Origin of the sequence: Chryseobacterium viscerum, assembly GCF_002899945.2 — a bacterium.
Lineage (GTDB): Bacteria > Bacteroidota > Bacteroidia > Flavobacteriales > Weeksellaceae > Chryseobacterium > Chryseobacterium viscerum.
On sequence record NZ_PPEG02000001.1, the window covers coordinates 375894 to 399752 of the forward strand.

At 35.8% G+C, this 23859-nt stretch carries 21 protein-coding genes; 12 read left to right on the forward strand and 9 right to left on the reverse strand.

Annotated features, from left to right (window positions below):
* Positions 1-5: 5 nt before the first annotated feature.
* The 4 genes from C1634_RS01725 to C1634_RS01740 all read right to left on the reverse strand — a co-directional run bounded on the left by C1634_RS01725 (position 6) and on the right by C1634_RS01740 (position 4472).
* A complete protein-coding gene (locus C1634_RS01725; RefSeq protein WP_123921350.1) occupies positions 6-866 on the reverse strand; it encodes a complement C1q domain-containing protein in 861 nt (286 codons plus the stop codon).
* A 227-nt stretch (positions 867-1093) separates the two neighbouring features.
* Complete coding sequence (locus C1634_RS01730) at positions 1094-1369, reverse strand: hypothetical protein (protein WP_103234709.1); 276 nt, start codon at positions 1367-1369, stop codon at positions 1094-1096.
* A 55-nt stretch (positions 1370-1424) separates the two neighbouring features.
* Positions 1425-2696, reverse strand: coding sequence for a Y-family DNA polymerase (locus tag C1634_RS01735; RefSeq protein WP_109737814.1), 1272 nt, complete (start codon positions 2694-2696; stop codon positions 1425-1427).
* Positions 2697-2888: 192 nt separating this feature from the next.
* Positions 2889-4472: a Na+/H+ antiporter gene (locus tag C1634_RS01740; RefSeq protein ID WP_103233130.1), complete on the reverse strand. Its 1584-nt coding sequence runs from the start codon at positions 4470-4472 to the stop codon at positions 2889-2891.
* A 235-nt stretch (positions 4473-4707) separates the two neighbouring features.
* Here C1634_RS01740 and C1634_RS01745 point away from each other — a divergent pair, with 235 nt between their 5' ends.
* The 11 genes from C1634_RS01745 to C1634_RS01795 all read left to right on the forward strand — a co-directional run bounded on the left by C1634_RS01745 (position 4708) and on the right by C1634_RS01795 (position 16940).
* Complete coding sequence (locus C1634_RS01745) at positions 4708-5208, forward strand: M15 family metallopeptidase (protein ID WP_103233129.1); 501 nt, start codon at positions 4708-4710, stop codon at positions 5206-5208.
* 192 nt (positions 5209-5400) lie between these two features.
* On the forward strand, positions 5401-6438 hold the full coding sequence (locus tag C1634_RS01750) for a patatin-like phospholipase family protein (protein WP_103233128.1): 1038 nt from the start codon (positions 5401-5403) through the stop codon (positions 6436-6438).
* Between the two features lie 157 nt (positions 6439-6595).
* A complete protein-coding gene (locus C1634_RS01755; RefSeq protein ID WP_103233127.1) occupies positions 6596-6835 on the forward strand; it encodes a hypothetical protein in 240 nt (79 codons plus the stop codon).
* A 315-nt stretch (positions 6836-7150) separates the two neighbouring features.
* Positions 7151-11236 carry a hypothetical protein gene (locus C1634_RS26245; RefSeq protein ID WP_185145109.1) on the forward strand — a complete coding sequence of 1362 codons (4086 nt, stop codon included), beginning with the start codon at positions 7151-7153 and terminating at the stop codon, positions 11234-11236.
* A gap of 17 nt (positions 11237-11253) precedes the next feature.
* Positions 11254-11592, forward strand: a complete 339-nt coding sequence (locus C1634_RS01765; protein WP_109737815.1) for a hypothetical protein — start codon at positions 11254-11256, stop codon at positions 11590-11592.
* A gap of 75 nt (positions 11593-11667) precedes the next feature.
* The gene (locus C1634_RS26270; protein ID WP_228409932.1) at positions 11668-13785 is read left to right on the forward strand and encodes a CdiA C-terminal domain-containing protein; all 2118 of its coding nucleotides are present in this window, start codon (positions 11668-11670) and stop codon (positions 13783-13785) included.
* Between the two features lie 4 nt (positions 13786-13789).
* Positions 13790-14167, forward strand: a complete 378-nt coding sequence (locus tag C1634_RS01775) for a hypothetical protein (protein ID WP_109737816.1) — start codon at positions 13790-13792, stop codon at positions 14165-14167.
* Between the two features lie 148 nt (positions 14168-14315).
* Complete coding sequence (locus C1634_RS01780; RefSeq protein WP_103231763.1) at positions 14316-15236, forward strand: helix-turn-helix transcriptional regulator; 921 nt, start codon at positions 14316-14318, stop codon at positions 15234-15236.
* A 53-nt stretch (positions 15237-15289) separates the two neighbouring features.
* Positions 15290-15907: a hypothetical protein gene (locus C1634_RS01785; protein WP_228409934.1), complete on the forward strand. Its 618-nt coding sequence runs from the start codon at positions 15290-15292 to the stop codon at positions 15905-15907.
* Entirely contained in the window at positions 15907-16503 is a 597-nt protein-coding gene (locus tag C1634_RS01790) for an energy transducer TonB (RefSeq protein WP_103231762.1), read from the forward strand. Before C1634_RS01785 ends, C1634_RS01790 begins: the two co-directional genes overlap by 1 nt.
* Positions 16504-16508: 5 nt before the next feature.
* Complete coding sequence (locus C1634_RS01795; RefSeq protein ID WP_047376259.1) at positions 16509-16940, forward strand: nucleoside deaminase; 432 nt, start codon at positions 16509-16511, stop codon at positions 16938-16940.
* A gap of 96 nt (positions 16941-17036) precedes the next feature.
* Here C1634_RS01795 and C1634_RS01800 read toward each other — a convergent pair whose 3' ends face one another.
* Both C1634_RS01800 and C1634_RS01805 read right to left on the reverse strand, forming a co-directional pair.
* Positions 17037-17564, reverse strand: coding sequence for a GNAT family N-acetyltransferase (locus C1634_RS01800; RefSeq protein ID WP_103231761.1), 528 nt, complete (start codon positions 17562-17564; stop codon positions 17037-17039).
* A gap of 57 nt (positions 17565-17621) precedes the next feature.
* A complete protein-coding gene (locus C1634_RS01805; protein WP_103231766.1) occupies positions 17622-18380 on the reverse strand; it encodes a type III pantothenate kinase in 759 nt (252 codons plus the stop codon).
* Positions 18381-18569: 189 nt separating this feature from the next.
* Here C1634_RS01805 and C1634_RS01810 point away from each other — a divergent pair, with 189 nt between their 5' ends.
* Positions 18570-19172 carry a hypothetical protein gene (locus tag C1634_RS01810; protein ID WP_103231760.1) on the forward strand — a complete coding sequence of 201 codons (603 nt, stop codon included), beginning with the start codon at positions 18570-18572 and terminating at the stop codon, positions 19170-19172.
* Positions 19173-19220: 48 nt separating this feature from the next.
* On the opposite strand, the gene C1634_RS01815 is transcribed toward C1634_RS01810, so the two are convergent.
* The 3 genes from C1634_RS01815 to C1634_RS01825 form a co-directional block, all read right to left on the reverse strand.
* Positions 19221-21059, reverse strand: a complete 1839-nt coding sequence (locus tag C1634_RS01815) for a M1 family metallopeptidase (protein ID WP_103231759.1) — start codon at positions 21057-21059, stop codon at positions 19221-19223.
* 160 nt (positions 21060-21219) lie between these two features.
* Entirely contained in the window at positions 21220-21690 is a 471-nt protein-coding gene (locus C1634_RS01820; protein WP_103231758.1) for a DinB family protein, read from the reverse strand.
* A gap of 130 nt (positions 21691-21820) precedes the next feature.
* Positions 21821-23512 (reverse strand): DUF6909 family protein, encoded by a 1692-nt coding sequence (locus tag C1634_RS01825; protein WP_103231765.1) that lies wholly within the window; start codon positions 23510-23512, stop codon positions 21821-21823.
* Positions 23513-23859: the final 347 nt, after the last annotated feature.

A 23859-nucleotide genomic window follows, 5' to 3' on the forward strand; every position in this document is an offset into this window, starting at 1 on the left:
ATGTGTTATTGTTCTAAAATAGAAAGATTTACAAAGCCATATTCATTACTTGCAGAAGATGTATCTGTTCTCAAACTCAGGCTGCCATTATAAACAGACTGATAGATATAGGCCTGAAGTGTATCTCCTTTATTCAGCTGAACTCCGGCAACGCAAGAGCCTGCTACCTGTGCCTGTTTTGAAATATTTGAGTAAGATTTTACGCATTTTTTTACGGTACTATTTCCATTTACAACATATCTCGCTTCTGAAAAATATCCCGAGGCTATAGGAATTCTTACAAAATCATATGTAAAAGAAACAAGATATACTCCGGTTCTTGGGGCTGTAAAAACACCTGTTCCGGGAGTAAAGTTTCCTGTTGGGTCAGAAACTTCCGTCCACCCTGCAATACCTGTAGAAACCTGATAGGGAATTTTAACAGCAAAGTTCGCTGCCTGAAGATTGGCTACTACTACCGCTTTGGTAGGGGAAGAAATAAGGTCCTGCCATACAACCCCGTCTGAATACTGCATCTTACCTCCATTCAGCGGGTTATATCTTACAGCGCCTCCACCTGCTGCTGAGGCGGCCTGACTGGTCTCTCCTATTCCGATTGAATTGTCTGTATTTGCTACTGAACGTGTATCTATCTTAACAGCTGGTGTTAAAGTTCCAATTCCTATTTCTCCGGCAGAGGTGATGGCAACGTCATTGGCTATCTGAGTAGAGGATGGAGCTCCGGATGAGGGATTATCTTTTGCCCCATCTACATGGAAAGTAGTTTGAGGGTTTGAAGTATTAATACCTACTTGAGCTTTTGAGTGGCTTATGGTAAAGCATAAGAGAATCAGGATTCCCTTCATCAAAATACTTAGATTTTTCATGTAATTTGTGGTTTTTAAATCGTGTACAATTCTTGGCCAAAGATAAATGTAAAAGCCCATCTCATACAATAGCACCATTTAAACCACAAACACATAAAACACTGAAAACAAACAAAATAACACTTTATTTTACATTATCAAAATACGGAATTTTACTACTTAAAATAAAATCCTGATGCTATTTTATTGGAAATTTTTAAAGAATTTTTGTTTTTTGAAGAAAAAGATTACCTCAGAAAAGGTTGGATATCATCAATAAGTTCATGGTATGATCTTTTATCTTCAGACTTCAAAACATTCCCAGTTTCGAGTTCTTCAATAATGAGATCATAATTATTGGTGTTAGTATGATTAAATGTTGAAATATAAATGACAACATTCCCTTTCTGCAATCCTAAAGCGGTTGTATCAGCATCCCAATAATCGACAAACTCATACCCGGAAAAGTCTTCCTGGGAAAGTTTGTGTACTAAATTATTGATCTCAATCGTTTTGTTTTCCATTCAATAAGAAATAAGGAGGTGAAAAATATGCAGAATTTTTGAATTATAATAACTTCTAATGAAATCTAAAGTTCGCTTCCGGTAAGGTATTCTGTTTCAGGAAGGCTTCATATTCGGGAGACAGTTTTGCTCGTCCAAAAGTATTTTCACCACTCATGCTTCCAAGACGCACTTTATCCTTCCCGAATTTTCTGTTCATGGCATCCATCGCTTTCATTACAGGAAGATGCTGGTTTTGTATATCTTCTTCAAAAAGGCCGATCTGTCTCTGATCTTCGGGAACAAAATCATTCACCATTACTCCTGCCCTTTTATAATGAAATCCTTCTCTATAAACGGCCTCAAAAAGCTCATTGACCACTCTTCCGATCAAGATGGATGAATTGGTAGGATTAGAAAGAATCCGGGTCATTGCATTCCTGTATTCCGGAAGATCTTTTCTGAATCGGTTGGTCTGTACAAAAACAGTGATCATTTTACAACAGGTATTCTGCTTTCTCAATCTTTCTGAGCAGTACATTCCAAAAGTTTCCACCCTTTCTCTTACTTCCCCTTTCTTAGTAAGCATCTGCATAAAGCTTCGGGTAACCGCGATGGATTTTTTAGGAGAAGGAGAATCCAGTTCCAGCTGGCGGATTCCTTTCAGCTCATGAATCATCCTTACTCCATGAATTCCCATCATTTTTCTGACCCACATTTCGGGTTTCTGAAGAAGATCCCAGGCTTTATAGACTCCATTGTCATTCATTTTAATGGCAAGCCTTCTTCCTATTCCCCATACATCTCCTATATTGAGCCATTTTAAAGCCTTCTCAATTTTTTCGGGAGTATCTAAGATATAAACTCCCTTAAAATTATCAGGAAAATCCTTTACAATTCTGTTTGCTACTTTGCATAAGGTCTTGGTAGGCGCAATTCCTATACTCACGGGAATATTTTCTTTGTGGAGAATCTCTTCTCTGATTTTGAGGCAGTATTCATGCATATCAATATATTTAAAGCCTGTTAAATCAAGAAAAAGCTCGTCAATACTGTACACTTCATGATCAATAACGTAGGATTTGGCTATATTGATGACCTGTTGGCTTTTATAATTATACAGTTCAAATTTAGCGGAAAAGCTCTTCACATCATGTTTCTGAAAAAGCTCTTTATATTTGAATGCCGGAGCAGCCATAGGAATTCCCAGGTCTTTTGCTTCTTTACTTCGGGATACAACACAACCATCGTTGTTGGAAAGAACCACAACGGGCTTGCCCTCAAGCGCAGGATCTAAAGTCCTTTCACATGAAACAAAAAAGTTGTTACAATCTACCAGAGCGTACATGACAAGTGTATAAGAAATATCTATACAAAATTATAGCTTTTAAAGAATAAAATAATCTTTTAGACTATAATTAACACCATATTTAACAATCTGAAAAACAAATGAATAAAATTTTAAACACGACACGTTTTGTCGTATTAGTGCATTAATTTTGTTTTCAAAAACATTATTATTTAATAGCTATCCTGCAGATTAAATCATTTTTAACCGCTCTTCCTCAAGGTCAATCTGATAAAGCTGATGACGGATAATCTCTTCATTCACGGATATGTCTTTATTGAGTTCTGAAAGAAATTGTCTCTGGCTTTCTAACATCTCAAAAAAGACCTCTTTCGTCTTTTCATTCATCCATTCTGTACCATCGGACTGTATTTTTTCTTCCCAATGTTTCAGCATTCGCTCTATACCGGCATGGCTGCTCAGTTCGCTTTCATGCTTATTTTTAAGAAAATGATAAACATGCTGCTTCAGTTTTTGTTTTATTTCTTCTCTGGCCTGTTTGTCTTTCTCTTCATCTGTAAAATCATCAAATACATGTCCATATCTGATAATGTATGGCAGCGTAAGCCCCTGCACCAGTAATGTAAGTAAGATCACAACAAAAGTAATGAACAGAATAAGGTTTCTGTTAGGAAAAGGAAGTCCGTTTTCAAGGGTGATCGGAATGGCCAATGCAGCAGCTAATGAAACAACACCTCTCATCCCCGTCCATCCAAGAATAAGCGGCATCAGCAAACGCCTCCTCGCAGAAGAAGCTCTTGGTGCTACACTGGGCCGAAAAATCAAAGTAGCCAACATGGCAGCGTATGCACTTATTATTCTGGCGGCAATGAGAATACCCGTTACCAAAACTCCATACTGGATGGCAATTCTCAAAGGAACTCCCTCTGACCGCAATCCGCCAACAATTTCGGGAAGCTCAAGTCCAATAATTAAAAATACGATCCCATTCAGAATAAATACAAAGCTTTCCCATACACTGTAGCCTCTTATACGACTGCTGCTGTTTAAAAATATCATCCTTTTGGCAGACATATACAAACCTCCACAAACGACCGCTAAAACTCCGGAACAATGAAACTGCTCTGCCACCCAATACATGAGATAAGGTTCAATAAGAGTCAATGCAATATCTGACGAGGGTTCTGTGGGAAGACGTTTGTGAGCTTGTACAAAAATCCAGGCGAGCAGCAAGCCAATCCCAGCCCCTCCGATAATCATCCAAAAAAAGTCTAAAGAAGCTTCCTGCCATACAAATTGTCCGGTTCCTACGGCAATCAAAGCAAAGCGAAATATAATAAGTGAAGAAGCATCATTCAGTAAACTTTCTCCTTCCAGAATAGCGGACGTAGTGGTTGGTATTTTTACAAATTTCATAATAGCTCCTGTACTTACCGCATCAGGAGGAGATACTATTCCTCCCAGCAAGAACCCTAAAGCAATCGTAAATCCTGGAATAAAATAATTAGCGGCTACCGCCACTGCCAGTGCTGTAAAAAAAACGACCAGAAAGGCAAAGCTTCCAATAATACGCCACCATCTTTTCATCTCTTTAAAGGAAATAGACCATGCTGCTTCAAATAATAAAGGAGGTAAAAAAATAAAAAATATAAGATCCGGATTGATCTTTACAACTGGCAAACCAGGGATAAAAGAAACGAAAAGCCCGAATACAACAAGTAAAATCGGATAAGCAATTTTTAATCTGGCAGCCCACATGTTTAGCAGTACGATGGCTGCTACCATAGCCAGTAAAAAAGGTAAGATGGTATGCATTTGATATTGTGTTTTTTGTCCATCATATTTACTACTTCTATTTGATTTTTAAAAATTTAAAAGCATTTTTTTTCTTGTTTTTTATGCTTTCAGATGAATTTGATGCCATCAATCTATTTTCATATTATCTTTTTATCTCAGATTGAATATTGTGAAATTTTAAACAAATTTTAAATAAAACACGTCAAGTTTCGTCGCTTCCGTTCTATACTTTTGTATCATAACAATAAGAAATATGGACAAAGTAACCTTAGAACGAATTCAGAAACTTCACCCGTTGGTAAGAGATGAAGTGAAGCAGATTATAAAGGAATGTGACGAAGCACTTACCGGAAGAGCCAAGATACGAATCACTCAAGGGTTAAGATCTTTTGAAGAACAGGAAAAGCTTTATGCGATCGGCAGAATTACATCAGGAAAAAAGGTAACCAATGCTAAAGCGGGACAGAGTATTCACAATTACGGCCTTGCTGTAGATATTTGTCTGATGATAGACGGAAAAACCGCTAGTTGGGATACCGTAAAAGACTGGGATAATGACAAAGTTGCGGATTGGTACGAGTGTGTAAAGATTTTTGCCCGCCATGGCTGGGATTGGGGTGGAAACTGGAAAACTTTCAAGGATCTTCCTCACTTCGAAAAGAAAAACATTCCTTCTAAAAAAGGTCTCGTAAAAACCAGCTGGAGAACGCTGTTGAAGATGCCCAGAGACAAGCAGAATTATGTTGTTTTTTAGTGATTATTTATTTGAAAATAATTAAAACACGACACGTTCTGTCGCTTCCCCGGCCTACCTTTGCTTTATAAGAAAACAACGAAAAAAGCAATGAAATCTAAGTATGAAACCTTATTATTTTTCTGATAAATCAATAGGTTCTGCAAATTTAAGATTGCATGTGTCCTTTTAAAAAACCATTAAAAATATCACATGAAAAAGACAACTATTCTTTCTTTGGACGGAGGTGGAATAAGGGGAATCATCACCTGCATTATTCTGCGTTACATAGAAGAGCAGCTCCAGTATTATGATAAACCGGCTGCCAAGCTCGGAGATTATTTTGATCTGGTAGCAGGCAGCAGCACCGGAGGTCTGATTGCTTCTATTATTCTATCTCCTGATGAAGCCCGAAAAGCAAAATATTCTATTCAGAAAGGATTGGAATTATATGCTGAAAAGGGCGGCGACATCTTCCAGGTTTCTTTTTGGGAAAAACTGGTCAATCCATTCGGATTATTGAATGAAAGAATTTCTCAGGAAGCGCTTGAAAAAAATTTAAATGATTTTTTTGGAAATTTAGAATTAAAAGAATTAATAAAACCATGTTTGATAACAAGTTACGACATAGAAAACAGAAGGGCAAAACTTTTCAACTCATGGAAAGCCAACCTCAGCACAGACAACTTCTATGTAAAGGACATCTGCAGAGCGACTTCGGCGGCTCCCACCTATTTCAGCCCTGTTCAGATTAAATCGATGTATGGACAGATTTTCAGTCTGATTGATGGAGGGATGTTTGCCAATAATCCGTCGCTTTGTGCGTATGCGGAAGCAAGAAAAATTCCTTTTGCAGAAGTCTTGAAGAATCATCAGAAAGCCAATCATCCGAGTGTCAACGATATGATCATTGTTTCTATCGGAACAGGAATTGAAGCCAGACCTTATCCTTTTAAAAGACTTGAAAAATCTGGAAAAATAGGCTGGGTAAGTCCAATTATTGACATTTTGATGTCTGCGAATGCTGAAACAGTAGATTATCAGCTGGAGCAAATGTTTCAGACTTTAGGTCTCCGAAATCAAAAGAACTATTACCGACTGAATCCTTCATTGAAAAATGCCTCTCCGGCAATGGATAATGTAAGAAGGTCTAATATTGAAAATCTGATACAAGCCGGATTAAGCTATATTGATGATAACAGAGAAACATTGAATCAGATTGTTCAAAAACTCATCAAAAATAAAATATAAGCTTTAAACCTTATAACAGGTCAATATAAGCTTTAAAGATTATATTAAAAATGTAGAAAATCTTTTTTTAACACGTCAAGTTTTGTCGTTTCGCGCCATTATCTTTGGAGTATCAAAAAGACACAAAATAACACTCTATAAAAACTTTTAAAAGCCATTGAATTCAACATTCGCCTATGCTGAACAGCCTGAAGTATGTTCAAAATATAACCAACACCTTATAACACAAAATATAGAAACACCCAATCACAATACACTCTTCGATGAAGATCTCTATACAATAGAATGGAGCGATATCGAAAATACTGAGATGGATTACGAAAACTATCTCAATGACATTGAAAATTTCTTCAGAGGAGACTTTGAAGAAGACACACTTGAAGAAGATACATTTTAAATAAAAATTTAAAACACGACAAGTTCTGACGCTGTCCGACATTACCTTTGAAATCTCTCTAATACGCGTACAGCAGTTTCATTAAACATTCTCAACACCTTTGAATTCACCATTCACAAAAATGCTGGACAGCCAGAACTATGTCTGAAAATTTCTAAAAAAACAACAAATAATGAATCTGAAAATCAAGAACAAAGGTGGATATCTTTTGTCTGAAACCACCTAAAAAAATAAGACTACAACCTGAGACCTATCTATTAAAAAGAAGTTTTAAAATTTTAACTCAATTAATAAAATACCTAACAAAATTACAAAATGAGTAATACTGAAAACAAAATGGCTGGTTCTTCAGCTGACAACACCCCATCACAAACACTTTTCAGATTTGTAAGCTTAAGAAGCCCGCAACTTCCTGATGAAAAAAAGGAAAACAAAAAATTCATCACCATTCCGGATAGCTTAAAAAACGATGATTCTTTCTACAAACCTGTGGCTTCAAACAATGGTTCTAAACTAAGAGTATTAAAAGAAAGGGCCCAACTGTATAAACAAAACAGTAATTTCATTCCGGATACTAAAACTCTGAAACAAGTTTATGCACCCGTATATGACTATGCTTTATGGCTTGTTAAAAACAAAAACACCTGTACTTCTAATCAGTTTAATGAGAAAACGAGACAAGTAACAACCGCTCCTTCTTATACTTTCCCCAATCTTATCAATTTATGGAATAACTTAATTTATCAGATTGCCACTCAAAAAGACTTTTATGTTAAGGAAGGACTGATGCAGATTCTACTTGCAGCGCATACACTTCAGCCCAACCAATCAGCATTTAATGAAGAGGAAGTGAGGGAGCTTTTATCTGCAAGAGTTGTAATTCCAAGAGAACTGATGCTGGATACTCCGGATGCTAATCCTATTGGTCTTGCTTCAAAAATGGCAGAAAGAGAATCAGGAGAAATTACCGCTCCTTCTTCTTACATGGAAAAGCAGCAAAAGATTCAGGAAGCGAAAGCTTTACTTAGCAGATACGAAGTTTTAACAAAAGAGATCTCTCTTATTGAAACAGGATATAATAAAGAGTATGCACAGGAATATAAAAGAAGTGAAGAAGAGCATAATGACAAAAATCAATCAATCATTGATGAATATTATGCCCATGTAGAAGAAGCAAGAAGAAAGTTCTGCGAGATCAGAAAACCTGACCAGCCTTATAACCCTGCAGACCCTTGTCACCAGCCGGAAGTAATTCCTTATCCGAAACTTCCTAAATTCGAATTCCCATTCCGTCCTGAAATTGATGCAAGAACACTTGTCAATGTATTGAAACCAAGTAGCATTGATACCGTTTTGTCTCTTTTAGACTATGATTTTTCAGAACCAGTAAAAGCAAAAATGGACAATACAGGGACCATCGATAGTTTACTGGCAGGCAGGAATACTTTCTCTGAAGTAAAAGATATTATTTCAAATGCAACGGAAAAAGCCAACAAGCTTATCTTAGATAACATCATAGATAATTCTGAATCCTATACCAGTATTGGCGGAGTCCTGCTTCCTGTTTCCAGAGTAGAAACCATTCCTTTTACGTATCAGTTATGTCCGAAATTTATAATGAGACTCACCTCTCTGGATTTATCTATTGATGTACCTGATGCTTCCTGGAATGTAGCCAGCATGAGTTATACTTTTTACACCAATGCAGGCCCTATTTCTGGAACTTATTTTGAAAAAAGCCGTGTTGGAAATAAGATCTTTTTAAGTAAACTATTAGCATCTGCAACTACAGACGGGGTATACATCCCTCAGACTGAGAACTTCACAATGGATGTTAAGATCACCTTTACAAATGGTAAAGTAACTGCTTTCAATCCAAGGATCATCACGATGAAATCCTGCTACACGTCCGCTTTTGAATTTGTAAATGAAATTAAGGACCCTATCGAAGAGCCGGATGATGCCTACATTCCTTCAGGATTTGGATTCAAACAAATTGGGATTGCAGATTATCTTAAGGTAGAGCAAACTACTCATGCTTATGTAGAAGGAGAAGTCGCTCATATTGAAAACGTAATGGCTCGTGAATATCGCGAAAAAGCAACAAGAAGGCTAAGAAGAAGCGAAAACACAACTACTACCTCTTCAGATACTGAAAGAGAGAAACTTACAGATACAACGACTGCTACCAGATTTGAAATGCAGACTGAAATTGCCAAAATGATGCAGGAATCCAGGGATACCAATGTACAGGCACATTTTGATGCTCAATGGAAGCTGACAGGTGGTGGATCTATAAGTACAGGAATTGCAGGAGGATATGCCAGTCATTCATCCAAAGAGGAAAGTACAAGACAAGCACTCACTCAGGCACAAGATGTTACAGCAAGAGCATTAGACAGAGTGGTGACCAAAGTTCATGAGGAAAGGATCGAAAAAATCATTGAGGAGTTTGAAGAAAACAACAAACACGGCTTTGATAATACGAAAGGAGACAAACACGTTGTCGGTGTTTTCCGTTGGGTTGACAAACTAATGAAAAACCAGATCTATAATTATGGAAAACGTCTGATGTTTGAGTTTATGATTCCTCAGCCGGCTAAACTTCATACATTGGGTATGACTCTGGATAATTCAGCAACAAAAAGTGATCTTGTAAAGCCTGAAGACCCTAGAAAAGCAAGCAATTTACCTTTGGAGAATTATACCTTCTTAAGTAATGACGCTGCATTAAAGCACTGGGTGAGTAAATATAATGCTGAAATTGATGAAAAACCTGCTGAATCTTTTGCTATCAGTAAATCCTTTAGTGGACGTGACGGAAACTTTGGAGGAAAAGATGATGATAAAGTTCAGATCGTCAATGGTAACGGAGAAGTAGAAGTTCCGGAGGGTTATTTATTAAAAGATGTTGATTATACTTTCCAGACTTATCCACATGGCTTCAAAGGAGCTCATCAGGCTTTCATGACTATTGGAGGGCAAGGTACTTATTGGATCAGTTCACCCAACAGTACGCAAATGAGTGGAAAGACTACTACCCTTAACATCAAAAATAAACTGGAATTTAGTTTTGCCACAGGGGAAAGTCCAATTATGCAGGGAACCCTAAAACTGAACTTAGAATTAACTCCTGAAGCCAGAAACGCATGGTTCCAAAAAACATTCAAAGCCATCATTGACAGCTACGAAAAAGCATTAGCAATTTACGAGCAGAAAATAGCTGAAGAAAAAGCTACAGGCATCCAGATTAAAGGCTCTAACCCAGGATTCTATCGTCAGATTGAAAACACGGTTCTTCGTAAAAATTGTATATCTTATATGATCAACAGATCAGCCAATTCTACGCAAGGATATGGTATGGCAGGATTAACAACTGGGAGCACTTTTACAGATTATGAAACGGATTTGTCATCAAAACTGGATAAATATACTGCCTTCCTTAAGTTCATGGAACAGGCTTTTGAATGGGAAAACCTCTCTTATTATCTGTATCCTTATTATTGGGCTAACAAAACAGAATGGGCTAACCTTTATCAGGCCGAAGATGTAGATCCATTATTCAGAGCGTTCTTACAAAGTGGTATGGCAAGAGTAGTTGCAACCGTTCGCCCGGGATTTGAAGATGCTGTCCAGTTCTATATGGCAACAGGAAAAATCTGGAGTGGTGGAGAAGTTCCTGTCATTGGTGATGAGCTTTACTTGTCTATTGTAGATGAAATGAAGCAGCCAAAAGGAGAAAAACAAGGAAAAGCTTGGATTACGAGACTTCCTACTCCATTAAATATTCTTCAGGCAGAAAGCATCGGCTTAAAAGTAGGACACGCTTTACCTTTTACAGCTGAAGATCCTAACGATTTTGAAGTTCCTGGAGATGTTATCACTGAAAGCAATTTTGTGAAAGATAATTCTTTAATGGGAAATAAATCAAGCATTAAGCAGATCCAGTTTTCACTAAAAAATTTAGACATGGTAGGATCTTATGATACCATCGGTGATCTTGATAATGCAGGTGAATTTCCTAGAAAATACGAATGTATGGGACAAACCATTGAAGTCGTAAGAGATGCAAAATGGTCCAAAACAGATTCGCTCGTGAAACTTTATGGAACTTTAGCGGATGGACTTTCAAAAATAGATGGTATTGAAGCCTTTGCCAATCCAAAGAATGGAGTTACAATCCGAGTAGACATTGACAAAATCAAAAACTTCAAATTTGTTAAACCTCCTTATTCAGAAATGTCAGATACATTAGCGTTTACTACTGATGGAATTAATTATCTGAAATTCGCCGATGACTTTTTCACCGGTTCCTCAAACAGATTGTTTGACAAAGATGATAAGTTTATTGATTCTCAGGAATATCACGAAAAACTATCTCTATCAAGATTTTTAATTTAATTCTCTAAAACATAACCATGAGCCGAGTAAAACTCGAGGCTATTTGGCAGCACGATCAAGTGCTGCCTTATATCCTCACGACCTTAAAGGATAAGATTGATGATATAACTGCTGTGGAAAAGATATTTCTTTTCGGAAGCAGAGGCCGGGTTCCCTTTGATGAATGGAATACGCTGGAAGGAAAAGACTGGGATGTTTTGGTTCAAGCTAAATGTAAACTTAAAAATGCTCATGCATTGATTGATCAAGACTACTATTTGGATCTTCTTGTTCTAGATGAACAAACAATAAAAGAGCATTATTCCAACAATAAACTTGCGATGATTTTTCCAGAAAACGAACTCATCAATAAGTAACGATCCTTTGAATAGAACAATCAATTAAAGGCGAGGGGGTAAAACTCTCGTCTTTTTTAACCTAAAAATCACAAAATGAGTTTAGATATATTAAACAATAAAGGGAGCAGCGATCTATCCATGTCTAAGCTACTTTCAGAAGAGAACATTCAAAATGGATTGTTTGAACAAAGTTTATTTAACAATAAAAAAAATACTTTTGAGGAAATAAGTGCCTTTAAAAATAGTCCTTTTGGACAATATTGGGAAAAGCAATTACCTTCCTGGGCTATTGCAGATTATGGCCCGGCAAGAATTTTAAATGAATCCAGTTTTAGTATTATAGATCTTTCCAAAAAATTTAATTATTCAGCATCAGCACTTTACAATAACACCATTAGCGAGGATTGGGAAGACATAAAGTTTAAAGTCTACGCAAACCCTGACGGTCAGGAAGTTTTAAAACATTATGCGAATCCTGAAGTAAAACCGGATAATAATGAAATTATATTTTTTATTGAAACCGATGATGGAAAATTTGATTTTGGAAAAATTGTGCGGGTAAAACTAGGAGTGGAAGCAATAAAAAAACTTCACTTTCAATATCCATTTTTCGGGCAAACAGATGAGGAAGAATTAGCTGAAGAATTTCTAAAACGGCCTTTTGAAGTGAAAAATAACCCAAATCTTGAATTTGTTCAGGCTAGTAAAGAAGTAAAACTTGATACAAAAGAATTAAAAGATCTTTTAGTAAAAGCTATCAAATATGATTTTAATCAAAAGAAATTTGATGATATGTCATGGTTTTTACTCTTTTTACAAGGAGACAAATATTTAGGCTTAAATATTCCTAAAAAGATTCTGGAATTTTCTCATTGGATGAGGACCAAAAAATATGAAGAAGAAAAATACTGGAATGCCTTATTGAATAAAGGCTTCACTCCTGCCTTTTTGCCTAATGGTATCGTTCCTCAAAATAGAAAAGAAATACAGGAATCTATAAAAAATAAGTTTAAGCAACAGATTGACAACATTTCAAAATTCAATCAAAACGATGCAGTCGTAGAAAAAATATTTAAAGAAATTCTGAATAATGTTTTATTATATTTGTTTGAAAAATTTTCTTCTTTATTAGATGATGGGCTCAAAAAGTTTGATGAACTTTTACCCGAGGGAGAAATGCTTAACGAGATTTACAATCTCAATGCTTTTTTAGTAGGTCTTTGGAATGGATGTTTAGAATTTGTAGCTGGGCTTATAGATTTAGTCTCTTTAGTAATGATCATCGCAAGAGATGGTATTGGCTTTGTACTTACTGATGCACTGGGGGAGGCTTTTGAAAATCTTTTAAATGAGCTTGTTTTTAACTTTGAAGATTTTATAAAGAAGCTTTGGACAAAGCTTGTTATAGCATTAAAAGAATTCCCTGATTGGTATTTGAAGTACGGCACCAACCAATATTATTGGTATAAAAAGCTGGGAGAACTTACTCCTGACATACTTACATTTCTTGTTCCAGCTTTGAAAGCTGGCCGAGCAGCTAAAGCTGCAGAGGAAGCTTCTATATTAAAAAAAGCAGGGGCGGCGGCTGAAAAAGATTTAGTAGCAGAACGAGAATATCAAAAATACTTGGATGGTTATTATGAAGCACTAAGAAAGCAATCTGATGATTTTGCTAAAAAGCTAGAAGAACAGTCTGCAAAAAAGGAAAGTAAAGAAGCCTTTGAAAAAGCAGAAAAGGAACTAGATGAAATAATAAATACTGAAAACAAGACTAATCCTAGTAAAGGTGAAATGCCGAATGCTAAACCAAAAGGACGCATAACAAAAATACCTGATAATTTAGATGATGCAACAAAAACATCATTAATATTAGAAAATGAAGCTGCAGAAATTTTATCTAAAAAAGGATTTGATATAGAGCAAAACCCATCTATCTCAACAACATTAAAAAACCCAGACTATATTATTGAAGGAAAGATCTTTGACTGCTATTCTCCTTACAACAGTAATAAAGCTGTTAGAGGTATATGGACTGAAATTTCTGACAAAGTAAAAAAAGACCAAACCAACAGAATTGTTTTAAATTTGAAAAATTGGAACGGAGATATTCCAAAACTCCAAAAACAATTTCTAGATTGGGAAATAGAAGGACTAAAGGAAGTTATTTACATAACTAAACAAGGAGATATTAACTATTTAAAACTAAAATAAAATCATGTCAATTACATATCATTTAAAGTTTAGAAAAAATTTAGAACAGAAACAAGAACTCACTCAACTTATCAATAAGTATAAAAACAATATATTATTGGTCTCCAATTTATACTCCACAAAGCATGGGTATGAAGGAGGAAAATTTCAAGACGAATATTTAGATATCGACTTGGAGAACTCTTCTCAAATATCTTTCGACCTTTTACAAAAAGATGCAGATCCTCAATCTTGGAAAAAAATGCTAAAAGAAATTATTCATAAAATCACCACCGACATATATCCAAAAGAAGATTATTTTTTTGATTTTCAAGGTGATATTGTCTACGAAATGAGAGAAAATGGAGTAATTAAAAAAAACAATATTGATAAGCTTATGTAATTACTTTCCTTTTAAAAGTATATAATTAAAATATACATTATTATATGCAATTAAGAGAATATTGAAAATGAATACATATTTACAAAAAAATAAAACACGACACCTTTTGTCGCATTAAGCACATATATTTGTCTTACAAAACTTTACTATGAAGAAAGACTTTTATCTGACAAGATATGCCTTAATAATTAAAAGATTAGAAAGTTCTCCGGCTACCTATTCTCAGCTGGAGGACTATCTTTTAAACTCTTTTGAATTTCAGGATGCAGAAATCAAGAGCTACTCTATCCGTACCTTGCAGAGGGATATCCGTGAGATTTCTGACCTTTTCAATCTTTCTATTCACAACAAGAAAAAGGGGGACAACCGATATTATATTGAGAGCCGCCCGATCATGGAAGTGGATGAATACAACCAAAAACTACTGGAATCTTTTCAGGTGAGCAACGCCATGAATACCCATCCCAATTTTTCTGATTTTATCTTTTTTGAAAGCCGGAAACCTACTGGTGTGGAAAATTTTTATGATCTCTTTTTTGCCATCCGAAATAAAAGGGTTGTCACTTTTGAGCACTACAATTACAAAAACAAACTAATGACCTCCAGAAAGGTTCATCCTTTGGCATTAAAAGAATCCAAAGACAGATGGTACCTAATCGCTATTGATACAAAAGATAAGATTTTAAAATCATTCGGTCTTGATAGAATCAATTACTTGGATGTGGCTAAAAATCAGTTCAGAGAGAAGTATAAATATAACTTCAGAGAGCATTTCAAAAACGCTTTTGGAGTGATGAATCTTGCAGAACAGAAACCACAAAATATCGTATTGAAATGCAGCCGCCATCAGGGAGAATATATCAGAAGCTTTCCTCTTCATCAATCACAGAAGGAAACCAAAGAAACTCCGGAAGAGATCTATTTTGAGTTTTTTCTCCATCATACCTACGATTTCATGCAGGAGATTCTTTCTTACGGAAAAGAAGTAACCGTTCTGGAACCTAAAGCTTTAGTTGATGACATCCGCAATCATCTGCAGGAATCTTTAAACCGTTATCTTGAAAGCTGAGAATAAGAAATAAATGTCATATTTTTTGTTATATTTACATAAATATACCCTTATTGAAAACTTTATTCATTGGCATCAGCTGTTTTATTTCTTCTTTTCTACTGTCACAGCAGAAAGAAGAATTTAAGCTTGTAAAAAATTATTACAACCAGCACAGAAATATGCTGAATAAAGAATTCAAGAAAAAATTTGATGCAGAATCCAATACTGCAAAGAAGCTAGAGATCAAAGGAGATTTCCTTTTTTTTATGAAAAAAATGGACAGCATTGAAAACAATGCACTGATTGGGGCTTTGTTAAGGGTTAGAAACCTGGAAGATCTCAATACTATCAAGAGCCCCAAACTCATGGCATCTGACAAATTTCTGGATGCAGAAAAGGTTGCCGATTATCCCGGTGGACTCAATTCTTTGAGACAGGAAGTCGCCAATCTGCTATACATTGACGGGGTGTATTCTGAAGAAAAAATGGTAAAAACAGATGTTGCTTTTATTGTAGAAAAAGATGGAACCATCAGCAATGTTCATGCGCAGGGAAATAATTTTACCTTCAACAGACAGGCCGAAATTGCACTGTATTCTCTGGCAGAAAAGTTTTCTCCAGCCATGATAAAAGGTGATCCGGCGATCTATCGTTTTACTCTTCCTTTAACTTTAACCATGACAGACTAATGAAGAAATACTGCAGTTTATTTCTGCTCTTTACCCTTAATTTTTATTTTTCACAGCAGACAGAAGGTCTTAGGCTCATTAAAGAAAAATATGATCTCGAAATTCAGAAAGTAAAAAACATTTACCTAGATGAAGTTTTAAAAGTTCCTTTAAGAAAACGCGCTAAAATAACTATAAAAAAAGATAGTGACATAAGCTCTCTAGAACTTAAAAGAGAGCAAGAATATCAAGAAGAGATAAAAAAGATACAATCTGTTTATCCAATCTCTGATGCGAATATAACATCTTTTAAAGATAGTAAGGTCGTTTATCATCCTAATTACCCTGACGGAATGGAGGCCTTTAAAAAAGAGATTATTGATCATTTCAATATTAATGCTATTAATGGGAAAGGGAAACTCCAAAGTATTGTAATATTCATTATAGAAAAAGATGGAAGCATTATTACAGCAAAAGGCTTTGGCGAAAATCAAAATTTCAACAAACAAGCTGAGCTTGCAGTTCTACTCATTCAAAAGAAATGGGAACCCGCGATAAGAAATGGACAACCAGAGAGGGCTTATATGAGCGTTCCTTTAACATTAAACTTTGATTAAATTAAATGTTTACTGACGAATATTATATGAAAATGGCACTGCAGGAAGCAGAAGCCGCTTTAGAAAAAGATGAGGTCCCTATTGGATGCGTAGTGGTTTCTAATAACCGCATTATTGCAAGAGCTCACAACCTTACAGAAACATTGAATGATGTTACCGCTCATGCAGAAATGCAGGCCATCACCTCAGCAGCTAATTTCCTTGGAGGAAAGTATTTAAAGGACTGTACGCTTTATGTGACGATGGAACCTTGTGTCATGTGCTCGGGGGCCCTTTCCTGGTCTCAGATCTCAAAAGTGGTGATTGGAGCAAGGGATGAACAAAGAGGATTTATTAATAAACATCTTTCTCTGCACCCGAAAACAGAAATTATCACGGGTATTATGGAAGCTGAGTGCTCTTCTATCGTGAAAGATTTTTTTAAAAGCAAAAGATAGACTTTTAATCATAACATAAAAAAGCAGAGAGTATTTTTCAATATTCTCTGCTTTTGTTTTTATAATGTCCGAAATGGTAAAAATACTTTTCCGGAATCAGTCTTTGAAAATAGAATACCTCACAATATCAAAATATTCACCATTTTTTTTCATTTCCTGTTTTAAAATAGCTTCCTGCTCCATTCCTATTTTTTCCATAATTCTTCCGGAAGCAGGGTTGTGAAGAAAATGAGTTGCAAAAATTTTATTGAACTCCAGATCCTTAAAACCAAAATCCACGATCGCTTTTGCTGCTTCAGTCACATATCCTTTATTCCAGTAAGGAATTCCGATCCAATAGCCCAGCTCTGCTTTATCATCATCTCTGTCATGAAGCCCGATAGCTCCTATAATTTGACCGTCTTTATTCCGGATAGCAAAGGTATAACCGGTATTGTCATCAAAAACTTCTTTTGACATTTTCACCCAGGATATAGCATCACTTTCCATATACGGATAAGGAATATTGGAGGTAAGATCAGAAAAAATTCTATGCTGAAGATATTCAACGATGAAAGGAATATCATTCTCTTCCAATTGGGAGAGAATCAATCTTTCGGTTTCTAGTACGGGGAACTTTTTCATTATATTAAATAGTAAAGCTGAGGTTCAAGCTAAGCATCTGTTCTTAATTCTCTAAGTTTACAAATCTTTTCCAAGGAAATAAAGCCCTTTTAAGGTATGAAGCCTATCCATCACATGAATTTTATCTGTCAAAGGTTTATAGATATGAGAAACCCCTCCAGTAGCAACTACAAAACAGTCATCATTCACTTCTTCATTGATTCGGTCTACAAAACCTTCTACCATACCCAGGAAACCATATACCATTCCGCTTTGCATGCAGGTTACCGTATCCAGTCCTAAAACAGATTTTGGCTTTTTCAGTTCGATATCCGGAAGCTGTGCGGTCTGGTTGATCAGTGAATTGAGTGAGGTTACAATTCCCGGAGCAATAATCACTCCTAAGGTCTCCCCCGTTTCTGTTACACAACTTGCTGTAAGTGCAGTTCCGAAATCAATGACAATTTTCTTTCTGTTTGGATACAAATTGTGTGCTGCCACAAGGTTTGCATAGATATCTGTCCCCATCTGCTTTGATTTTGCCTGAACTCCCGAAGGAGTTCCTCTGTCAACAATCACAGGAGTAGTTCCATGAATTTTTTTGATTCCTGAGCTCATTACTTTGGTAAGCTGGGGTACCACCGATCCGATAATGACCTTATCAATATCTTTTGGATCAATTTTATAGGTCTGATAAAGCATCAGCATTTGTACATACAGTTCATCTGCCGTTCTGTAGGGTTTTGTATTGATGACCCACGAAATATCACAGTTATCACCATTGAAAAGCCCAAATCGGATATTGCTGTTCCCTACGTTGATTACGATTGAATTCATTGACATATTTTTCAGAAGAAACCCCATAATCTATAACTGAGATTCTTACTTAATTTTGAGGGAATAAATTTAATAATTTTAAAAAAAAGAATCTGTCATTATCAAACTAAATTACAATGATTTATTTATTTTTTCTTTCTTTAAAACAAATCAGTATATTTAAATACACAACTTTATTCAAAACCTCTTATGAAAAAACTGATCCTCGGTACTTTATTATGCCTTAGTGTCTCTATTTTTGCGCAGTCTGGCTCTGCAATAACAACCGTTTTTCAAAAAATAAAGAATCAATCAAAAATTGACACTAATGATAGAGTAGTTTATGATCTGATGGATGAGCTTTATCAAAAGAATCTTCAGGCTGAAAATGACGAAATGACTCCTGAGTTTATGCACAAAATGGAAAAAGCAGTCTCTGATACTAACACCAAAAACATGCACTTATTATATCTTCTCCTGATGTATCAGCAGCATATCAGCCAGGCAGTAACAAAAGGAAAAAGTCCCAATCCTGAATTTCAGATTGAAATCATGAGTCTTCTGGAAAGTGAAACAAAAGAAGTGTATGGAAAGCTCCCGGCAATCATTTACATTTTTAAAGCAGAAGCCTTAGATAGCGGTCCAAAAAAGGAAGAAGTAAAAATTACTGTTGCAAACGGATTAAAAGAATATCCTGATTCTGTTCCTTTAAAGGTTTATAGTTATTTAAACACGAAAGATGAAGCCTTGAGGCAAGATCTTATTAAAAATCATCCGAATCATTGGATGGTACAGCAATTCGGAATAAAATAAAAAAAATCCACAGACTCATCTGTGGATTTTTTTTATAGGTTATAATAATTATTTTACTTCAACAAAATTGTTCTCCATATTCACATCTGCAATTCTCTGGCTAAAATCAATTCCCAAAACAGACAGCTGAGATTTTGTGTAAGGAATCGTCAGCGTATATTCTTTTTGAGTCCAAGGCCAGTAAGGCATTGTTTTAAAATCACCATAGATGTCTTTTTCTTTCCATGTATGGGTCATATTCAATGGAATCTGGTAAGTCACTATTTTCTTATCAGTGGTCATCACCCCAAAATCAATCGGCATAGGAACCTGACCATTATTGACTAAGGTAATGGTTGTAGATTTTGCATCGTATTTTACATCCTTGATTCCGTAATCGATCGTCTTTGTAGTATTGATCCAATAGTTATGGAACCATTTCAGATCCATCCCGGAAACTTTCTGTGCAATGTGAAGGAAATCTCTGTCTGAAGGGTGTTTCATACTCCATTGATCATAATACTGCTTTAAGGTTTCTGCAAGATTCTGCTCTCCCATAATGTAGCCAAGCTGTACCAGATATAATTCTCCTTTTACATAAGATGCATACGTATAAGCATTCCCGTTATCATGGTGATCCCCCAGCCAAACTGCAGGTTCTTCAATTCCTTTTTTAATAAACTTTCTGTAAGCATCCAATCTTTCCATAAAAGGATTCGGAAGATCTTCCGGGAATAACTGATACATCGTATATCCTTCTGCATAGCTTGTAAAGCCTTCATCCATCCACGGACGAACAGATTCGTTGGTTGCCAACATCTGCTGATACCAGGAGTGAGATCCTTCGTGGGCCATTAATCCCAATAGATCTTTAACATTTTTAGCTTCACCTAAAATCATGGTACACATCCCGTACTCCATTCCGCCATCTCCTCCCTGGATAAATGCGTAGGTAGGATATACATATTTTCCAAAGTGAGAATTCATGATCTGGAAATATTTGGTGATATAAGGCTGTGCCTCTCCCCATGCTTTTGTTTTATCATTTTTCTGATACACCAGGTATACTTTTGGCCCTTCAGGAACGTTGAAGCTTTCTACAGAATAATCTCTGTCTGCACTCCATGCAAAATCAAGGATATTTTTTGCAGTCCACTTCCAGGTTACTTTCTTATCTTTTTCTGCTTTTATTTTAGCATTGGCATCATAGCCTTTTACTTCGGTTGGGTTTTCAAGAATCCCTCCTGCTCCTACAACATAATCTTTATTGATTTTAATGGTAACATCAAAATCGGAGAACGGCGCATGAAATTCTCTTCCCAAATAGTCAAAAGTTGCCCAGCCATCATAATCGTACTCTGCAATTTTTGGGTACCATTGCGTCATCGTCATGTCTACTCCTTCTCTGTTGTTTCGTCCACTTCTTCTGATCTGCTGAGGAATCACAGAATCCCAGTCCATCGTAAAGGTCGTGGTAGAATTGGGCTTGATGGGTTCTGCCAGATATACTTTCATAATAGTTTCCTGAACTTCAAACTTCAGGTCTTTTCCATTCTGTTTGATCCAGTGGATATTCTGAACACCTTCCTGATCTTTTGGAATAGAAGCCAATCTTGAGATTCCGTCTTTCTGCAGTCTTCCGTCACCATTTTTTCCTTGGGAAGCCACTCTTTGGTCCATCATAGAATTGGGCTTGAAAGCATTCCAGTATAAGTGGAAATACACCACCTTCAACTCATCGGGTGAGTTATTGGTATATTCTAAAGTCTGTTTTCCCTGGTAGGTAAATTTTTCAGCATTTACATCAATATCCATCTTGTACTTCGCAGCCTGCTGATAATAAGCTCCTTGCTGAGCCTGAAATTGTGAAATGATAAACGCAAAAATGATTGCAGCCGATTTTCTCATTTAAAATTTTATTTTTTCTAAAGTTAGGTAATTTAAATAAGAACCTCAAATAGGAGTTATTCTGAGATTTTATTCTGTTTGATATGGTTTTAGATAGATTTTAAGCCTGATTGTTAAATTCTTTTTTTGAGCTTTATTTACAATGATTGTGTATATCTTTTTATCTGCTTTTTAATAGTTTTTTGATTAAAGTAATCTGTCCCAGATGATAATAGCAGTGTTCGATCATTCCGTCTATATTTCTTCTGTAAGTTCCGTACTTCTCATCCACAAATACCTCATCAAGTTTAGAATCCGGCATCTGCTCCAATAGTACAGCAAACTTCTCAGAATCGTTCCATAATTTACGTAATAAGTCTTCCCACTGTTCCTGAGATTCGATGGGCGGAAGATCAAAACTAAATTTATCTTTGATCTCGAGATCACCGCCTTCAAAAACATTCACCATCCCTGCGATATAATAATCGATATGAAAAGTGAGCATCGCAATGGTATTCAAAGAATCTATCTTCGCCACTGCCTGTTCCCAGCTCACATCCGAAAGCTGATCTTTACAATTCGTATTGGCAATCCAGAGACCATCTAACAATACTTCCCTAAATCTTTTTGATAACTCTGATGCTGAACTCATGTGTTAAAATTTTTATTTTCTAAGATACACAATAAAGAGCCATGTCAAGGTTTAAAACCTTGACATGGCTCAACAAAAAACCTCAAATGCAAAATACATCTGAGGTTGATATTATAATAGTGAATTATCATTATTTTTTAGCAGAAGCTTCTTTCTTTCCACTTCTTAGAATCTTTTCAAGAATTCTTAGAGTGATCAGATAAGTTGGTTTTACTCCTGTAAGACCAAGACCTCCTGAAGATAATGTACTTCCTGTTTCCAACGGATTATCAGAAGCGTAATACGCATACATCACAAAAAGATCCGGTGAAATGTGGTGTCTGATTTTAGAAGCCACCTGAATAGCTTTCTGATAATGTGCCCCTTCCATTTCAAGACCAATTGCCTTCCATGAAGTATTCATAAAGTATGATAAAATATCTCTGTTTTGCAGTGACGTTCCCAATACGGTAATCATAGGCCCTTCAAAAGCTTTCAGCTCATCATCATTGAAATCATCAAGCTTTAATGCATTTTCAAATGGATAGTTATCTGCTGTTCCTTCAAAAATATGAGAAGTAGGAATCATAATATCTCCTTTTGCTCCTGTAAGAATTCCCGCTTTCCCCATGATAGACACAGACTTCACCTTCATCATATATATTTCCCCTTTGTGCTCAAAAGGTCTCAACAGCTCATCCATCACTTCGAAAGCCTGCTCGCCAAAAGCATAATCGAATACCATTACCACATCATCTCCTGAAAACTTGCAGTCTGCAAACGGTGTATTCTTTAAGTCTGTTTTGCTGAGGTCAATGATCTGAACATCGATATTACTTCCACTCTTGTCAGCAATATGAATCATTCCCTCATCCAGCGCATATTTTAAAACTTTATCACGAAGTTCTTTTTTGTTCGAAATCTCTTCGTACAGTTTATAGTCAATTTCATGATGCTGTTTCTTTTTAACTGCATTGTTGGCGTACAGCATATTTTTCACAGAGTGCATGTTGGCAGAAATGATATGAAGCGGGCGCATGTGAAGGTTGTTATCAAATAAAACCTCTTTCACTTTGTTGGCCCATTTCTCACCAAAATAATGGTGTCCTACTCTTTCCTTTAATATAGCGCTGAAATAAACTTCTCTTTCTCTGCTACCTTTTGCATCCTCAAGACTTACTTTCCCTAAGTTGTAGATGATTTTGAATAAACGATCAGGATTATCGTCATCACCAAAAGTATTATAAGCTCTTAACGTTTCATCAAAAGATCTTCCTATTAAAGAAGAAAGATGAATAAGTGCTACTTCTTTTTCTTTTCTGCTGAATTTCTTTTCCCCTTTCACAACTTCTTCAATAATCTTGAAAGCACGTGTCGGTTTCCAGTTTTCATTCTGAATGAAAGCCAGATTACGGATTTTATCCGCTTCTATAAATAAAAAGGTAAGGTGGGTAAGAATGTCATAAATTTCGGAACGGCCCAAAAGAACCTCAATATTCATCTGGTGTTCGTCTATTCTATAACAGTTTCTTCTTCTTTTCTTTGGAACAATTGGTTCGAAACTTCCTTTATCAAAACCTTCATCAGATGTAAGATGAATAAAAGCACATTCTTCAATCCCTTCCGGAAGTCTGTCTAATACATACATCAAACCGTCAAGTTCCAATTTGCTTGGAATATTCATGGTTCCATAAATTTCCGGATTGATCGTCTTCAACAAACTTCTGATACTTTCTCCTGAAACACCTCCCGGCTTGAAAAATCCTCTATAAAATAAATGTCTCATAGAGATGTATAATCTTTCAATAGCTTCTGTTGTCTCTCTTGCTCTAGAATTTGTCATAAAATAAATTTCACACAAATATACAAAATCTTTGCCCATCTTATTTTAACTGTCTTTTAATAAGTTGTTTAAAACCTACTGATAAGAAGATCTATTTTAAGATCTATTTGCTCTCCTTTTTGTTTAATTATTTAATGTAAAATTGAATATCCATGTTTTATTCTTATATTTATACAGGCATAAGTGGTCATGAAAGTTGTTATTAATATGATTCCTCTTAAGAGATCTATTTTTAAAAGCACATTACAGTAAAAGTTCCTATTTCTGGATTTACAGGCATTCATTTTTAAACTTAAATATAAACCACCCCTCTTAAAAAACACCAAACAAGTGTTTAAATTATATAA

Bases quoted from the DNA above. Each gene is read 5' to 3' on its own strand.
- C1634_RS01805 (WP_103231766.1), bottom strand. From the start codon at position 18,380: ATGAATTCAATCGTAATCAACGTAGGGAACAGCAATATCCGATTTGGG.
- C1634_RS01775 (WP_109737816.1), top strand. From the start codon at position 13,790: ATGTCAATTACATATCATTTAAAGTTTAGAAAAAATTTAGAACAGAAA.
- C1634_RS01815 (WP_103231759.1), bottom strand. From the start codon at position 21,059: ATGAGAAAATCGGCTGCAATCATTTTTGCGTTTATCATTTCACAATTT.
- C1634_RS01745 (WP_103233129.1), top strand. From the start codon at position 4,708: ATGGACAAAGTAACCTTAGAACGAATTCAGAAACTTCACCCGTTGGTA.
- C1634_RS01795 (WP_047376259.1), top strand. From the start codon at position 16,509: ATGTTTACTGACGAATATTATATGAAAATGGCACTGCAGGAAGCAGAA.
- C1634_RS01800 (WP_103231761.1), bottom strand. From the start codon at position 17,564: ATGAAAAAGTTCCCCGTACTAGAAACCGAAAGATTGATTCTCTCCCAA.
- C1634_RS01730 (WP_103234709.1), bottom strand. From the start codon at position 1,369: ATGGAAAACAAAACGATTGAGATCAATAATTTAGTACACAAACTTTCC.
- C1634_RS01725 (WP_123921350.1), bottom strand. From the start codon at position 866: ATGAAAAATCTAAGTATTTTGATGAAGGGAATCCTGATTCTCTTATGC.
- C1634_RS01820 (WP_103231758.1), bottom strand. From the start codon at position 21,690: ATGAGTTCAGCATCAGAGTTATCAAAAAGATTTAGGGAAGTATTGTTA.
- C1634_RS01765 (WP_109737815.1), top strand. From the start codon at position 11,254: ATGAGCCGAGTAAAACTCGAGGCTATTTGGCAGCACGATCAAGTGCTG.
- C1634_RS26270 (WP_228409932.1), top strand. From the start codon at position 11,668: ATGAGTTTAGATATATTAAACAATAAAGGGAGCAGCGATCTATCCATG.
- C1634_RS01790 (WP_103231762.1), top strand. From the start codon at position 15,907: ATGAAGAAATACTGCAGTTTATTTCTGCTCTTTACCCTTAATTTTTAT.
- C1634_RS01810 (WP_103231760.1), top strand. From the start codon at position 18,570: ATGAAAAAACTGATCCTCGGTACTTTATTATGCCTTAGTGTCTCTATT.
- C1634_RS01825 (WP_103231765.1), bottom strand. From the start codon at position 23,512: ATGACAAATTCTAGAGCAAGAGAGACAACAGAAGCTATTGAAAGATTA.
- C1634_RS01750 (WP_103233128.1), top strand. From the start codon at position 5,401: ATGAAAAAGACAACTATTCTTTCTTTGGACGGAGGTGGAATAAGGGGA.
- C1634_RS26245 (WP_185145109.1), top strand. From the start codon at position 7,151: ATGAGTAATACTGAAAACAAAATGGCTGGTTCTTCAGCTGACAACACC.
- C1634_RS01780 (WP_103231763.1), top strand. From the start codon at position 14,316: ATGAAGAAAGACTTTTATCTGACAAGATATGCCTTAATAATTAAAAGA.
- C1634_RS01740 (WP_103233130.1), bottom strand. From the start codon at position 4,472: ATGCATACCATCTTACCTTTTTTACTGGCTATGGTAGCAGCCATCGTA.
- C1634_RS01735 (WP_109737814.1), bottom strand. From the start codon at position 2,696: ATGTACGCTCTGGTAGATTGTAACAACTTTTTTGTTTCATGTGAAAGG.